We start from the raw sequence: 16,072 nt of genomic DNA on the forward strand, positions 1-16,072 counted from the left end.
TCCACGCAGGAGGAAACAACATGCAACAAGGTACAGTAAAATGGTTTAATGCAGAAAAAGGCTTCGGTTTTATCGAGATTCAAGGTGGAGAAGATGTATTTGTTCACTTCTCAGCGATTCAAGGCGAAGGATTTAAATCTTTAGACGAAGGTCAAAAGGTTACTTTTGATACAGAGCAAGGTCAACGTGGACTTCAAGCTACGAATGTAAAAAAAGCATAATTATATATGTAGAAACAGATGGATAAATAGCCATCTGTTTTTTTATGTCTTCAATTTAGAAAAAAAGTGGTGCTAAAACCTTTTCGGTTTCAGCACCACTTTTATCATTATTCATACACTTTAAACGTATTCACCATTGCTTGAAGGTCTTCAGCCATTTTTGCTAATGAATGAGCCGAAGCTGTGATTTCTTCCATCGAAGCAAGTTGTTCCTCAGCTCCTGCAGCCACAGTTTGAGAACCTGATGAAGATTCTTCCGTTTTCATGGAGATATCAAAGATACCGATTGCAACCTGTTCCACGCTTGAAGATAACTGCTTAACAGCGGCAGAAACTTCAACCGATTGTCTAGATACGTCCGCAGCAGAATGAAGAATTTTTTCAAAAGATTTACCAGTATCATTAATCAACACAAGACCAGTTTGTACTTCTGTTGTACATTTATCCATTGATACAACTGCATTGGAAGTACTGCTTTGAATATCATGTATTAAATGAGTAATTTGTTCAGCAGAACGTCGAGATTCCTCAGCTAATTTTCTTACTTCATCGGCCACCACTGCGAAGCCTTTTCCATGTTCTCCTGCTCGTGCTGCCTCAATAGCTGCATTTAAAGCAAGTAAGTTTGTTTGGTCTGAAATTCCAGAGATAACAGCCAAAATTTTCTCTATCTCAGAAGAACGTTCTCCTAGGTCCTTAATAATACTAGATGATGTTTGTACGGTTTCATTGATAGATCCCATTTGATCTATCGTTTTCTTAAGTGCGATATTTCCCTTTTCTGATTCTTCAGTTGTAACATTTGAATGATCAGAAACCAATGTGATTGAATCTGCAATATTTGAAATGCCAATTGCCATTTGCTGTGTAGAAACAGATACAACTTCTGTACCCTTTACAGAGGCTTCGCCATTAGCTGCCATAATAGAACTAGCTTCAGCAATTTGTTCTGCGGCTTTATTTGTTTCTTCAGCACTTGCCATTAGTTGCTCAGATGAGGCTGCTACTTGGTCGGAAGATTCACGAACCATCATAATTAGTGATTTAATTTGGGAAATCATTTCATTAAATGATTTTGAAAGGTTCCCAATTTCATCCCTTGACTCGTAGTTACTATGAACGGTTAAGTCCCCATTTTTAGCTTTTTGCATTAGGTATTCCATTTGCTTAAGCGGGCCGTAAATCGATCTTGATATGATCCAGCTTGTAGTAACAAATAGTATGATTGATAGCACAATGATGCTTATCATTACTATTGATGAATTTCTGTTGTTTATTTGATTCTCATCATTTGCTTGTTCTGCATATTTACCATTGACTTCGATCAACTTTGTATACAGTTGGTCTAATTCAGTTAGAAGGGGACCTGTTTCTTGAACATATACTTCGTATGCTTCAGAGTTTTGATTTTTGAGAGCAAGTTCAAGTGTTTTTTCTTTTGAAACTTGGAATCTTTCAACTACGTCCTTAATACTATCAAACACTTCTTGTTCTTCTTGCCCTGAACTTTTATAGGCTTCTCTAATTTCTCGGTTCATTTCTAGTCTAGCTTCTAATTGTTCTACAAGTTCTTTATTACGAGTCGTATCTCTATTAACCATTAATTCTACTAAAGCCGTCTGTACATATTGTGCATTGCTTTTTAGTAAGCTGGCAGCTTGAATGGGTTCGAGATTGTCTTTATACATAGCTGTTAGTTTATTTCCTGTCATAGTTTGTTGAGTAAGACCGGAAATCCCAACTATTAAAAGGCTTACAAGAGTAATTGTTGATAATAAAAGCATTTTTTGTACAATTTTTAAATTCTTTATCCATTTCATCGACAGTTGCTCCTTTTGTAGTTTTGTATTTTTCGATGAAGTATTCGTTCTCCTTTGTTATCGGCATTTTGTCGGAATAAGTTAATACTTTTATACTAGAACTTTTGTCAAAATAGTTAACAAAATAAAAAAGCCTCAGCAAAACTGAGACTTTCGTTTTATTTCCCTTCATTAAACCAAAGTGGATCTTGATTATCTTCTTCACCATTGTAGTTGATTAACACTTCTTCTCCAGCTTTTATATCTTTGTAAGCATAAAAATCAAATGTATGATTTGGAAAGTTGATCTCATACGTTGCATTTGGCTCATACGAATGGTTGAACAGCATACCATATCCAAGTAGCAGAGCGGAATGATTGATTCCATACTCGAAAGCGTAATCCGCAAGAAGTGTTTTTTCGATATGTTCGTGCTGGTCATTCGGATAAGGAATAACAGGTGCCTCATGAATGAGTTCACCTTTTTTTATATCTCTTGTTGCAAATACGCCTCTATTGAGTTCTCCATCACTGAGTGTAGAAGTTCTTATCTCAATCACAGTTGTCACCTTCGCCTTCGTTTTTGTCTTTCATCTGATTGTATCAGTGTTGACTGTAAAAAGGAACCTTATCGCTTTAATTGCCCATACGTATGTCCAATTAGATGCATACAGTAGAGGAGTAGGACAAAATGGATGAAAAGAGGTAGATTGATATATGACTAATAATCGAAATGTATACGGCGGTGGACATCACCACGGAGGACATCATCACGGTGGACACCACCATGGAGGACATCATCATGGAGGACATCACCACGGTGGACACCATCATGGATATTATGGTGGAGGATTTGGAGGAGGGGGCTTTGGGGCGGCGCCATTAGCTGTGGGTCTGCTTGGGGGACTTGCGGCAGGAGCTTTAACTCAAGGAACAGGTTATGGTTATGGATATGGCTATCCAGCAGCCACACCTTATCCAGCTTATAATCCATATGGGGTTTATCCGTATTATTGATAGGAGAAAGCGGCTGTTTACTAAACAGTCGCTTTTTTCGTGTAAAACAAATTGAACAAAATTTCAATTAATTTCTGTATACAAATTCTCTTAATATTGTTATTATGTAAGGAAATATAACATTAATGTGTTAGGAGAGTTTACGTGATTGTTCGAGATGAATTGAATCGGTACTTCCATTTTTCTTCTTCTGAGATTACGAGCATACTTCAACGAATATTGTTGACGAAGGAACAAGAAATTCATGAGTTAAAAAATAAAATCACAAAGTATGAAGAGAAAAGACGAGCTGAGGACGCGTTTTATCAATCGTTGTCTCCTGTACGGAAATTTTTTGCAAGCCGTCCACCGAGTCACCACCAAGCGGTTGAATACATTGTCCATGTGAAAGATCGCTTAAAGCAAATTGACACACTGAAACAACGAATCTATGAAATTAACTTAGCTATTCGTCAATGTGAAGAAATAACGAGTGGTGATGAACTTGAACTATCAAGTGTGATTACGGAAGACATCATCAAGCTGAAGAAAGTCGAGGAGTAGTAGTAATGACGATTGAAACATTGAACTCAGGATTAGATACGATATGGGTCGTGTTAACTGCTGCAATGATTATCCTCATGGAGGGTGGCTTTGCTCTTTTAGAGGCTGGCTTTGTTCGGCATAAAAATAATGTAAATATCATAATGAAAGTATTTGTTGATATTACCATTGGTGCACTATGCTTTTATCTGGTTGGTTTTGCTTTTATGTATGGAAGTGATGCGTGGGGAATGATCGGAACAAGCGGTTTTGCCTTGTTAGGCGATTTGTCTCATATCCAGCTTTCCATATCACTTGATACGTTTTGGCTATTCCAAGCGGCCTTTGTTATTGCAGTAATTTCCATTGTCTCAGGCGCAGTGGCGGAGAGGATTAATTTTCGCGCTTATATTCTTTATGCGATGATTATGACGGCGATTATTTATCCGATTGCAGGACACTGGGTATGGGGAGGAGGCTGGATTAGTCAGCTAGGAATGCTTGATTTTGCTGGTAGTGCTGTTATCCATGCGCTCGGTGGTTTTTCAGCTTTGGCTGCAGCCATGTTTATCGGTCCGCGTAAAGGGAAGTTTACCCCTTTGGGAACGAGTACAATCGCGCTACCGAGTAATATTCCTTTAGCTTCAGTAGGAGCGTTTCTTCTTTGGTTTGGATGGTTTGGTTTTAACGCCGGAAGTACATTAAGCGGTACAGATGCAAGAATTGGACATATTGCAATTGTGACCATGTTATCTGCCGCTTCTGGAGGGGCAGCAACGCTTTTATACACGCTTTTCCGTTACAAGCGTTCGGATGCACCGGCAGTTATTAATGGTTCATTGGCTGGATTAGTAGGAATAACAGCAGGATGTGCGTTTGTTAGTGATCAAGCAGCTATTTTGATAGGGGCAATTTCTGGTTTATTGATGTTATTTGCTACCAATTGGCTTGAGTCACGGAAAATTGACGATCCAGTTGGAGCGTTCCCAGTTCATGCTGTATCTGGGATGTGGGGAACAATCGCACTTGGCTTGTTCTCAATAGAAGGGGGCCTTTTTTATGGAGGAGGCTGGCATCTACTGGGAGTTCAAGTGTTAGGATTAATCGTTCTATGTATATGGGGCTTTGCAATGACCTGGCTAGGCTTATCGCTCATCCGTCTATGGATACCTGTTCGTTCTACAGAAGAGGAAGAAGAAATGGGATTAGATATTAGTTACCATGGAGTGCTAGCTGCTTATCAAGAACACGAGTTTATTAACTATCAAGATCACTATACGGATTTTTCAAAAAAAGATGATTAGACAAGGGGCTCTATTACATTGGTAATAGAGCCTTTGTTTATGTTAGTTATTGGTCAAGTAATCATTTCATATATTGGAAAAAAGAGAGGTGAATGCTTTGACCAAGAACTTTCGTCAAGAAGCACTATTTGAACTGAATTTTTGGTTACAGATACTTGGAGATCACGCGAGATTTATCCATGATTCTTTAGCGCCATCGGAAACTCAATACATCAGCCAAGCAAAGAACTTTATGACGTTGTTTGATCAATTATTAACAATATCACGTAGACAGCCTGCAGATGAGGAGCTTATGCAATTGCTACATAGAGCCAATCAAGCAGGAACAGAAATTAGAGAATTGAAACTCAGCTTGGTGAGAGAGCATTTGGTGGGAGAAGTGAAAATTACTTTGCCACCATCTTTTTTAAGTCATATGGTCAATGAACTAGAAGAGGCATTGAGAGTATTTTCATTTTTTCTTAAAGGAGAAATCCCTCCAACCGTTCATCCGTTACATCATGATTTATTATGGCTATTAGATGCCGCAGGACATGCGGGGGCCATAGATGCCAATTTAGACACTGTGGAAAAGAAGCTCAAAGAAAAAGGGCGAGAGTTCACAAAGGACTGGGAGGAATTTTATTTAAAGGCTGTTGAGATGGCAGGTTTCTTACGTGCGAAGGTATATTCTTTCCCCGCATTAAGTCGTTTTCACAAAGAAATAGAATTAGAAATGGAGATTTTCAAAAGTTTTTTAAGAGAGTTAGAGGAAATGGAGTTAAACAAAGAAACACTCGGAGTATTAACACCTCTTATGGCGGATCACATGGCTCGAGAAGAATGTTATTATTTAATGAAGCTTGCTGAGACAACAGAAGTGAAAGATCCTAATTGCGATCCAACCAAACCAAGGACAACAAGTTAGAAGGATTAAATGCAAAGTCTCTAGTCTTTGACTAGAGGCTATTTTGTTTTTATAAATTTCTATTTTTTAAAAATAATGAGTGCGTTTTCATAATGTATAATGAAAATATTCAAAAAACTGAGAATATGGAGCTGGCTCATGGAACTATTATTCGTTGTATTATCAGCTTTATCTGTAATCGGTGTAGGCTATATCGGTCAAAGAACCATTGGATTTGATCGAAAAGCAATTTCTTCCATGGCATTATATTTAATGCAGCCTTTTTTGGCATTTCGAACCTTTTATACGAATGCAATCACGATGGAATATCTGTATATCCTACTGTTTTCAGTGCTTCTTTGTGTAGGGATGATTGTTATTGTTCAAATTACAGCAGCAGTAAAAAAATTACCTCGCTCAAGGCATTCTGCCATGGTGCTTTCAGGAGTATTTATGAACAGTGGTAACTATGGTGTTCCCATTATCTTACTTGCTTTTGGGAATGTGGGTGTTGATTATGCTGTTATCATGATGGTCATACAATCCTTCCTAATGAGTACAATCGGGGTGTATTATGCTGGAAAAGGAAGCGAGAGAGGATATTCAATCCAACAATCCATTTTAAATATTATAAAAATGCCAATGATATATGGCTCTTTCTTGGGAATCCTTCTTCAACTCTTATCCTTGCCAGTACCAAATCTGATCATGAAGCCTATCGATATGATTGCCGATGCAACCATTCCAACTATTATGCTAGTACTAGGTATGCAACTGGGGGCCATTACAAAGAAGAATGTTAGTATCGGAGACGTTTCTACGATTATGATCCAACGTATGCTAATTTCTCCTGCCTTAGCTTTACTTTTAGTATGGCTTCTACCCATAGAAGGAATGCTTGCCCAAGTTCTTATTGTTCTATCAGCAATGCCTTCAGCAGCAAATACCATGATGCTTTCGCTTGAATTTGGAACAGAGCCAGATCTTGTTTCTTATAGTACGTTAGTGACGACTTTGTTAAGTATATTATCGGTTCCGTTGATGTTGATGTTGGTGATGTGAAAAGTAGAAGTCGATATGTAAGGAATGCTGATATATATAATCAGCATTTTTTTATATTAAAGGGTGTACTATTTTCTGAAAAATACATAATGTGAAAAAGAGGGAGTTTCAATACATTGGATGGAGGTGGGAAAATGGGAGTTCCGCCAAAGCATATTGTGTCAGCCGTCGCTTTCGTTCGGAATGATGATAATGAAATACTTTTAGTGAGAAGCCCGCGAAGAGGTTGGGAGTTGCCAGGAGGACAGGTTGAAGAAGGGGAGTCCATTAAGGCAGCTGCGATAAGAGAAACAAAAGAAGAAAGTGGGATAGAAATTGAGATTGTAAAGTTCTGTGGGATTTTTCAAAATGTAAAGCACTCCATTTGCTGTACTTTGTTTATCGGGAATGTAGTTGGTGGTCAACTGACTACGTCACCTGAGAGTTTAGAAGTGGGTTTTTTTCCGATAGAAAAAGCACTTGAAATGGTCACGTGGAAACATTTTAAGAAGAGAATAGAATATTGTTTAAATGATGCGGTCCAGCCTTTTTTTGTTGAGGTTTGATCAACCATAACAAAAGGAGCTGCCCTAAACATTGGGCAGCTCCTTTCGTTATTTTACAAATGGTTGAATCCTTGGAAAAACCTTTAGTGCGGTTTCATAAAACACCTGTCTGTGGTACTCTTCCGGAATTAAATTCTTGATGAACTCAATATACGGGGCAATCGGAACCAATGGCCAATCTGTACCGAATAGAAGTTTGTCATAAGAGTCTGCAAATACCAATGCATGACGTAAATGATCAAGAAAACGACCTTCACTTTTCGCTGCTAGCTCCTTCTTGGTTCCGACAATTAATCCAGATAGATCTGCAAATACATTTGGATTTTTATAAATGATCTCTGCACCTGTTAGTGTCCACGGGTCCCCGAAATGAGCCATCATGAAATTTACATCACGGTTGTCAACGGCAACCTCATCAATGGTGAGGGGGTGGGAGTATTTTAAATATCCCCTTTCTGAATACGTATCGCCCGTATGAAAGACGACCGGAAGATGGTACTTTGCCGCAAGTCTATAAACGGGTTTATAAACAGGATCGTAGGCATAGAACGGATAATAACCAAGGTAAATTTTTATCCCAACCGTTTTCGGGTGTAATAACATTTTTTCTAAACGAGTAAGTGCCTCCTCGCCTAAGTTGTACGGATTGATTCCCGCGCAGGTAAAGATAGAAGATGGTAGCTCATCGGTTAAATCCAGCCCCATCGGAGTTTGTGTTTCGTAATCAGGAAACCCCATTTTAGCTGTTTCTGTTAACCCCATTCCTATGCCTAGTACTACTCCTGCTTCCTCAAATTCTTTAAGTATACCTGAAGGTGAATAATCGACAAATGAAATTTTTTCAGCTGTTTCATGAAATGATTTTATGTTTGATAGATGGATGTGTGCATCGATGATTTTCATAAGAGCTCCTTTTAAAATTGGATGTTTCGTAGTTTTTGTACAGCCTCTGTTGGGAGAACTCGCTCATCAAACAGAAAGAATAGAGGAGCAGTCTTTTTCTTCTCCTTATTCGCAAAACCTGGCTGAGCAGCAACTAGTTGAAAGGCTTCTTTATTCATATATGCTTCGGTTTCTTCACTGTTTAGACTCGAAATTACATAAAGTTTTTCTTTCTTTGTTAGTGATTCTATATAGGATTCTTGTGGCAGGTACATGGGTAATTCCTGTTTACCTGCACGATACTGTGTATTACCACCTTTAATAGAAAGGTTCGGTAATGCTTCACCACCAAGGAACAGGTCGGTCAGCCATTTTTCTTCCTCCAGCCATTTCCCACCATCATGTTTGACCTGTAAAAATGTTGCTAAAACAGGAATGCCCGGAAGCATTAAATAATGTTGAATATACTCGACATTTTTCCATTGTGAATGCTCTTTAAATTTTGTGTAAATAGCAATGCCTCGCCATGTATTTCCTTTACGATCACAGATATTTGTTGGAGAAATAGTTGTTTTTTCTTTTAAAAGAGAGAAGGTAGTGATTCCCTCCGGAGACCATTTCATTCCTCCAGCCCATGGATTCCACCAGCTTTTGGCAGTTCTTTCAGGATACTCAGTATCTAGCCACTCATGTCCGTTTACTTTCAAGGAATACAAACCTGGATAAAAGTCCTCATTTGCTTTAATCGATAAGCAACCATTCTCAACAACTATGGATCCATCTGACTCTGTACTTGAGGAAATGTCTCCACCTGGTGATAATAGTAGATTCTCAAAATTTGTCCGGATTCCTTCTTGTTGAAAATGAGCCGAAATATGAGAAACAGGATGATTTAATGAAAGTTGTTGTTCAAACGTAATAGAATTTTTCTCTTCTTCTGCCAGAATAATCCAGTTGCTGACAGGAGTATGGTCACAAGCTACCTCGAGTGTTCCATTCAAATAACTGTTTCGATAAGTCGTTAACGTGAAGGTGGAGGATGAATTAGAAGGCACAATCATTTGATTTGCCTCGAGCTGAAGTTCGTTGGTGATCTCATACGGTTGGATCAGATGTGTTTTCTCAGCATAAGTTTGAAATTGATATGCTTCCTGGAACGAGTTCAGTGCTACAATTATTTTTTCTGTAGTAGCCTTTGCTCCAGGTTTCATTTCACCAATTTTTTGTTCAATGACAAACTGCCAGCCTTCTGGTGCTGCATGACTATTCTTTGGCCAAGTTAAGCCAATCGTTTGCCCTTCCGTTTTGGAAAAATACCAATTACCCGATATCAAGGCTGGATTTAGGTCTCCGAACTCAAGTGGACGATCCTTCGAAAAATAAACAACTCTCTGATCAAGTGGGAAATACGTGTTTCCAAGTTCTTGATATACAGGCTGACTGATTGCGATATTTTGGTAAGTAGTAGGATGCACATTTTCAATCTCTACCCACTGGTGAACAATTCCATCTCCAAAAAGTTGAAAGCACTCCGTTAAGTAGATACCTGGATATTCACCCGACTGCAACACGAACGTAATCAAGATAGATGAATCTTCAGTATGCCAAGTTACTGATGTTGGCTTCTTTTTGTTAAATTCGTTTGTATATGGTTTTCCAAGCTTAGGGGCAAGAAATGCAAAGGAAGGCTTTTTCGTTCCAGCCTTCTTTTTTAATTGGACATTAAGATCAAGCTTTCGAATATTTAACTGACTATGGCCATTGTATACATGCCAGAAAAGTGATGATTCTCCACCAAATTTCTTTCCTTCTCCCTTGAAAGCAACCGATATTTGCTGTTTAAATGTGAGTACCTGATTGGCAGTCTTCGTTTGAACATGAATAATTGGAGCGTAAAAGCCGTGCTTTTTAACGGTTATAGGTATGGAAATGGTTTTTCTTCCTTTAGCAGGTACGGTAACTTCGTATGTTTTTTGTTCCAGACTAACCAGGTCATTCTCAGGAATGGTTAGTACAAAATCTGTTGTGTTCGAGAGATTATTTTTTAGCTCAAGGTGAAACTTAGATTTTGTTTCTAAGTAGGCAAAATGACCTTCATTGAATGCTTCAAGCTTAGCGGGTAGCATAGGGAAAATTCCTAGGCTCATATCGCAAGGAACTCCATTAATTTCAACGGTTATTTGGATGCTTGGGTGAGTACGCCAAATACTTGGCTCTTCGCCTTTTCCTATAGTAAAAGTCTCTGAGAGTGTAAGGTCCTTTTCTATGTTCAGTTTTCCTGTGTTGAGTAGATATTCGACTCGAGCATTCTTTTTACCGGTGGCTTGAAAGGAAAGAGGGATACCGGTTTTGTTCACGACTTTTAATTGATAAGTATGTTCCATTTCCTCAATCACTTCATGGTGATCCATTGAGAGCTGAACGAGGAAGTCATCGGTTTCAATTAAGGTAATGCCCCGACTCGTGCGCTCGAATTGCACTCTAGCATTTGTTTCCGGTGAACTCCAGCTATATTCGTAGAAGGTAAACCCGTTTTGTTTCATTCCATCTGGTTTCACGTCAATTTGTCTCGTACCGGCTTCATACCAGTCTAGTTTTTCAAATAGTGGCTGAAGAAGCGGCGTATTTACTACTTGAGGAATGAAATTCATCAGATGGGTAATGTCGTCACGATCCTCCCAAAAGAAGCCGCATTTTTTGTAAAGGGGTACTGCTTTAGTGTTGCCTGGCCAGGTGTACAAATCAAGACGAGGCCAACCAAGTTCAATCGTTTTTTCAAGAGCTTTCATGACAAGCATTTTGCCGATTTTTTTTCCATGATAACTTGGAAGAACATTGAGTAGTGGGATGTATAAAGAGCCAGTATCCTCCTTATATTCTGATAATCCACAATAGCCAACGACTTCGTTTTCATCAAGCGCTAGATAAAGCTCAATATTTTCGGAATTGGCTTCCTTAGTTTTCACCTGATCTTCGGTCATGACACGAGTGTCGCCACCCCAACTGTCACGGCTTAAATTCCACATTTTTGCTACCCCTGCGGCTAATCCTTCGTGATAACTTACAATTTGGATCCCATTTATTACAGATGGCATATAGTTTCTCCTCTCACTAAGTAGATTCTTCCTTTTTTATTTGAACTTGCTTTTCTTTTATTCTTACTTGAATCATCCCGCATCTCCTCCTTATGTGTATTAGGAATGTTTTTCCATTCCAACTTCAATCGTAACCGCTTAAATTTTCAAAGTAAAGAAAATTCGGACTACAAATTATGTGCAAATACTAGGACTGAATGAAGACCCAGACAAGAAAAAAGCGAGAGTCTCAGACTCTCGCTTTTTTCATTAAGTGTCCACGCCACGCGGACAAAAACCACAAAACTGTCCACGAACGGTGACAGACACCACAAAAAGACAGAAGGGAGTGATTTGTCCACGGAGGGTGACAGACGCCGCTTTTTATGGGTTGGTGGACCAGAGGCCGGCTGATTTTAGGAAGACTCGTGGGTGTAGCTTTAAGCCGGATACGATTAGGTCAGCTAGGTCTTCTGGGTGCATGACATTTTCTGGGTTTCCAGAGATTAAGTTTGCTTCCGCAGCGAGGTCTGTGACAACTGTGCTTGGTGTTAGACCGATCACACGGATGTTGTGCTTTCGAACTTCTAAAGCTAAGGACTCTGTTAAGCCTAGTACACCAAATTTAGATGCACTGTATGCACTGGTTACAGGAGCACCTTTCTGTCCAGCACTAGAAGATATGTTGACAATATCTCCAGTTTTTCTTTCAATCATTTCTGGCAAAACTGCACGTGTAGTGTTGTACACACCCATAAGATTCACTTTAATGATGTTTTCCCATTCTTCAGGGGAAAGGTCTAAGAAACCGCCAAATTTAGCTGTGCCTGCATTATTAATTAATATTTCTACGGCTCCAAGTTCTCCTCTGATTTTCTCGACTGCAGTAGAAATAGAATCAAGATCTGCCACATCAGCTGTTGCAACAGCTACTTTCACTTGAAACTCGCGCAACTCCTCAGCGACTTTTTCAAGATTAGAAAGTGTTAATCCTACTAATCCAACATTTACTCCTTCTTTTGCAAGAGCAATGGCTGTAGCACGGCCAATTCCTCTGCCTGCACCCGTTACAATCGCTGTTTTTCCATTAATAGATTGCATGTTTACCACTCCTTTTCTTATGTAATGTAATTAAATATATCAGGAACCATTTAATCTAGCCATTGAGACAACTTTTTGATTCCAAATTGGAAAGACAGACTTACTTTGTACAATTCTAGTCAGCTTTAGTCTATTTCTTAAGTAATTTGCCGAATAAAGTCGAAATAATTATCTGAAAATTCCGTTGACGAAGTAGAGAGGCTAGGATATAGTATTAACTATAATATAACAATATATAACGTCATATAATGTTGTATGTTGAATGAAGGGAGGATAGGCAGTACCCCATACGAAAAAAATACTTAGGAGGCTTTATAAAATATGAGTACTGAACTAATCGTAGATGTAAAAAACCAAATCAAACATGCGCTTGAGGAAGTAGAGAAGAAACAAGTTGATAATGTCTTTTTTGTAGCTTGTGGGGGTTCATCTGCTTTAATGTACCCAAGTAAATACGTTGTTGATCGTGAAGCGAAAAAGCTAGATGCACATCTTTATAGCGCGAATGAATTTATTCATCGCAATCACTCAAAGCTTGGGGATACTTCTCTAGTAATCCTTTGTTCTCATTCTGGTACAACGCCTGAAACAGTAGAAGCTGCTAAATTTGCTCGTGCGAAAGGAGCCTTAACGATTTCTCTAACAAATGAACCAACTTCACCTTTGGCTCAAGCTTCAGAAGTTGTCCTAAAATATGAGTGGGGCCCAACAGCGAATGCATTTGCTACAAACTACTCTGTCCTATATCAACTAGTCTTTGGAGTGCTTAAGGTTGTAGAAAATAACGAAAAATTTGCAACGATCGAGAAGAGTCTAGAAAACCTACAAACTGTTTTTGAAAAAGCTGCTTCCAAATATCATGATGCTGCTGTAGAATTTGGAAAACAGTATAAGGATGAAAAAATCATCTACACGATGGCTAGTGGTTCAAACTACGGTGTGGCATATTCTTTTGCGATTTGTATTTTAATGGAGATGCAATGGGTTCATTCTCATGCCATTCACGCAGGTGAGTACTTCCACGGGCCATTCGAAATCATTGATGAAGAAACACCATTTATCATCCTTCTTGGTCTAGATGAAACTAGATATCTTGAGGAACGCGCCCTTGAATTCTCACAACGTTATGGGAAGAAACTAATCGTTTTAGATGCAAAAGATTTTGACTTTTCTGGAATCGATGAAGAGGTTCAAGGATATATTGCTCCACTAGTATTAAACTACGTCTTAAGAAGATACGCAGAAAACCTGGCAGAACAGCGCAATCATCCATTATCTACAAGAAGATATATGTGGAAAGTAGAATATTAAAATCTAACAGGAAAAGCGAGGAAACCTTCGCTTTTCCTCTCATTGCTAGATTTATAGAAAACAATCTTGAGGGGGCCAGATTCATGAAAAAGTTTAAAATCTTTAGTATTATCGCCGTATTAATTCTCTCAATGCTAGCAGCTTGTTCCTCATCTAGTCAAACAGCTTCAGAAGACAGTGATACTGTCGAACTTCGCTTTTTCCACAGATGGCCTACAGAACCCAAAAAGCAATATTTTGAAGAAGCAGTTAAAGAGTTTGAAGAGCTACATCCGAATATAAAAATAAAAACCGAAGCGGTTTTGAATGACTCGTACAAGGAAAAGATTCGTGTTGTTTTAGGTTCAAATAATCCTCCTGATGTGTACTTTTCTTGGAGTGGTGAGTTTGCTTACAATTTTGCAAGAGCTGGACAATCCTTGGACTTAACAAGCTATGTTGAGGAAGATAAAGATTGGTCAGGTCAGATCATTGAATCACAATTTGGACCATTTACTTTAGATGGAAAAATCTATGGAATTCCTTGGTCTACAGATGGAAAAGCCTTCTTCTATAATAAAAAGGTTTTTAACGATTTAAACCTTGAAATCCCTACCACATGGGATGAGCTCCTAACTGTCTCTAAAAAAATTAAAGATGCAGGCATTACTCCAATTGCTTTCGGAAGTAAAGCACCTTGGACGATTTCTCACTATATTGGATCACTGAATGAGTATGTCGTTCCGGAAGATGTTATTGCAAAGGACTATAGCCTAAATAATTCAGATGGGGAATTTACTCATCCTGGTTATGTAACTGCCTTGGAAAAATTCATTGAATTAGAGCCGTATTTCAATCAAGGAGTGAACTCCGTTGACCACCAATATGCGAGAGAGCTATTTAATGGAGGAAAAGCAGCAATTGGGTACTTTCAGTTAGCTGAAATTGGTTTGATTGAGCCAAGTCTTGGTGAAGATTTAGGTGTATTCAATACTCCATTCGTGGAAGGTGGAGAAGGAAACCCAAGCTCTATTACTGCTGCACCAGAAGGAATTATGATTTCTTCTAAAACAAAGCATCCTGAAGAAGCAATGGAGTTTATTAAATTCTTAACTTCTAAGGAAAAAGGAATTGAACAACTAAAAGAGGTAAGTGAATACAGTGCTGTTAAAGATACAACAACTACTGAAAACGGTTCGGCTCTGCAACAAGAAGCAATCGACCTAATCGTAAATGCTGATAAGACTTACTTATGGTTTGATACGGCTGTAGATATCAAAATTGTTGATGCGTACTTAAATGGTGTTCAACAGATGTTAGATGGAAAAAAATCAGCTGAAGACGTAATGAAAGATGTTCAAAAAGCAGCGAAAGAACTGAAGAAATAGCTTAAAAGAAAGGTAGTGTAGGGGACCGAAACTACCTTTCTTTCATAAAACAAAACAAGAAAAGGGTCGGAAAGGACCTGAAAAAAAAGAGGTGAATACAGTGACACTTAGGAAAATGGCTCCCTACTTATATATTGCCCCTTGTATTTTGTTAATGGGATTGTTCGTTTATTATCCTATTGTAGAGAATTTCCGATTTGCTTTTTATGCGTTTTCTGCTTTTGCCCCAGATAAGGTGTTTGTTGGATTCGAAAATTTCCTTGCTCTGTTTCAGGATGAGGTTTTTTATATAGCTTTGAAAAATAATATTTGGTACGCAGTAATCTCAATTGTATGTCAGGTATTCGGTGGGTTAGTTTTAGCTGCCATATTAGAGGATCCTCTGACTAGATTACTAAGTGGTTTTTTCCGTACCGCTTTCTTTCTTCCGGTAATCATATCCATTACGGTTATTGCTTTATTGTTCAGCTTTGTTTACAACCCAGATATTGGGATCCTAAACAGTTTTCTCCGATTGCTCGGTCTTGAAGAGTGGACAAGGGCATGGCTTGGGGAATCTGAAACAGCTATTTTCGCTGTAATTGCTGTATCTCAGTGGCAAAGTATTGGATATATTATGATGCTTTTTATCGTTGCCATTCAGTCTATTCCTCAAGAGCTGTATGAGGCAGCTGATATTGATGGTGCAAATAAATTTTACAAGTTTCTTCATATTACAGTTCCCCAGGTAAAAGAAATGCTTTTTGTTGCAACATTAATTACATTAACAGGTGCATTTACGGTATTTAATGAGCCGTATATTTTGACAAGTGGCGGACCTGGAAATGCAAGTGAAGTGCTTGGTACATTGCTTTACAAATCTGCCTTTTTTAGAGATGAGATGGGGTATGCCTCAGCGATAGCGACCATCATATTGGTGCTTTCGTTGGCGGCAGCTATTATTCAAATGAAGTTATTCAAGACAGGGAAGGAGGATTAATA

General features: G+C 38.6%; 15 protein-coding genes. 10 read left to right on the top strand and 5 right to left on the bottom strand.

What is annotated here, in order from left to right; all coding sequences use genetic code 11:
• Window positions 1–20 precede the first annotated feature (20 nt).
• Complete coding sequence (locus M3175_RS14385) at window positions 21–221, top strand: cold-shock protein (RefSeq protein ID WP_066056568.1); 201 nt, start codon at window positions 21–23, stop codon at window positions 219–221.
• A 107-nt stretch (window positions 222–328) separates the two neighbouring features.
• Here M3175_RS14385 and M3175_RS14390 read toward each other — a convergent pair whose 3' ends face one another.
• On the bottom strand, window positions 329–2,041 hold the full coding sequence (locus M3175_RS14390; RefSeq protein WP_251520067.1) for a methyl-accepting chemotaxis protein: 1,713 nt from the start codon (window positions 2,039–2,041) through the stop codon (window positions 329–331).
• 158 nt (window positions 2,042–2,199) lie between these two features.
• A complete protein-coding gene (locus M3175_RS14395; protein ID WP_251520070.1) occupies window positions 2,200–2,580 on the bottom strand; it encodes an SET domain-containing protein in 381 nt (126 codons plus the stop codon).
• A 157-nt stretch (window positions 2,581–2,737) separates the two neighbouring features.
• Between M3175_RS14395 and M3175_RS14400 the strand changes: the two genes are divergently transcribed.
• The 6 genes from M3175_RS14400 to M3175_RS14425 all read left to right on the top strand — a co-directional run bounded on the left by M3175_RS14400 (window position 2,738) and on the right by M3175_RS14425 (window position 7,356).
• Entirely contained in the window at window positions 2,738–3,037 is a 300-nt protein-coding gene (locus M3175_RS14400; RefSeq protein ID WP_251520074.1) for a hypothetical protein, read from the top strand.
• Window positions 3,038–3,181: 144 nt separating this feature from the next.
• Complete coding sequence (locus M3175_RS14405) at window positions 3,182–3,580, top strand: hypothetical protein (protein ID WP_251520077.1); 399 nt, start codon at window positions 3,182–3,184, stop codon at window positions 3,578–3,580.
• A gap of 5 nt (window positions 3,581–3,585) precedes the next feature.
• Window positions 3,586–4,863, top strand: coding sequence for an ammonium transporter (locus tag M3175_RS14410; protein ID WP_251520080.1), 1,278 nt, complete (start codon window positions 3,586–3,588; stop codon window positions 4,861–4,863).
• Window positions 4,864–4,960: 97 nt separating this feature from the next.
• Window positions 4,961–5,770: a DUF2935 domain-containing protein gene (locus tag M3175_RS14415; protein ID WP_251520083.1), complete on the top strand. Its 810-nt coding sequence runs from the start codon at window positions 4,961–4,963 to the stop codon at window positions 5,768–5,770.
• A 138-nt stretch (window positions 5,771–5,908) separates the two neighbouring features.
• Window positions 5,909–6,811: an AEC family transporter gene (locus tag M3175_RS14420; RefSeq protein ID WP_251520086.1), complete on the top strand. Its 903-nt coding sequence runs from the start codon at window positions 5,909–5,911 to the stop codon at window positions 6,809–6,811.
• 134 nt (window positions 6,812–6,945) lie between these two features.
• On the top strand, window positions 6,946–7,356 hold the full coding sequence (locus M3175_RS14425) for an NUDIX hydrolase (RefSeq protein ID WP_251520089.1): 411 nt from the start codon (window positions 6,946–6,948) through the stop codon (window positions 7,354–7,356).
• Window positions 7,357–7,404: 48 nt separating this feature from the next.
• Here M3175_RS14425 and M3175_RS14430 read toward each other — a convergent pair whose 3' ends face one another.
• From M3175_RS14430 to M3175_RS14440, 3 genes are all read right to left on the bottom strand, one after another.
• On the bottom strand, window positions 7,405–8,259 hold the full coding sequence (locus M3175_RS14430) for an amidohydrolase family protein (protein WP_251520092.1): 855 nt from the start codon (window positions 8,257–8,259) through the stop codon (window positions 7,405–7,407).
• An 11-nt stretch (window positions 8,260–8,270) separates the two neighbouring features.
• Complete coding sequence (locus M3175_RS14435) at window positions 8,271–11,333, bottom strand: GNAT family N-acetyltransferase (protein WP_251520094.1); 3,063 nt, start codon at window positions 11,331–11,333, stop codon at window positions 8,271–8,273.
• 363 nt (window positions 11,334–11,696) lie between these two features.
• Window positions 11,697–12,413 (bottom strand): 3-ketoacyl-ACP reductase, encoded by a 717-nt coding sequence (locus tag M3175_RS14440; RefSeq protein ID WP_251520097.1) that lies wholly within the window; start codon window positions 12,411–12,413, stop codon window positions 11,697–11,699.
• A 321-nt stretch (window positions 12,414–12,734) separates the two neighbouring features.
• On the opposite strand from M3175_RS14440, the gene M3175_RS14445 reads away from it, so the two are divergent.
• The 3 genes from M3175_RS14445 (at window position 12,735) to M3175_RS14455 (ending at window position 16,070) form a co-directional block, all read left to right on the top strand.
• A complete protein-coding gene (locus M3175_RS14445) occupies window positions 12,735–13,724 on the top strand; it encodes an SIS domain-containing protein (RefSeq protein ID WP_251520100.1) in 990 nt (329 codons plus the stop codon).
• Window positions 13,725–13,807: 83 nt separating this feature from the next.
• A complete protein-coding gene (locus tag M3175_RS14450; RefSeq protein ID WP_251520103.1) occupies window positions 13,808–15,091 on the top strand; it encodes an ABC transporter substrate-binding protein in 1,284 nt (427 codons plus the stop codon).
• Between the two features lie 115 nt (window positions 15,092–15,206).
• Window positions 15,207–16,070, top strand: a complete 864-nt coding sequence (locus tag M3175_RS14455; RefSeq protein ID WP_251520327.1) for a carbohydrate ABC transporter permease — start codon at window positions 15,207–15,209, stop codon at window positions 16,068–16,070.
• Window positions 16,071–16,072 lie beyond the last annotated feature (2 nt).

It is taken from the genome of Robertmurraya korlensis (genome assembly GCF_023715225.1).
Lineage (GTDB): Bacteria > Bacillota > Bacilli > Bacillales > Cytobacillaceae > Robertmurraya_A.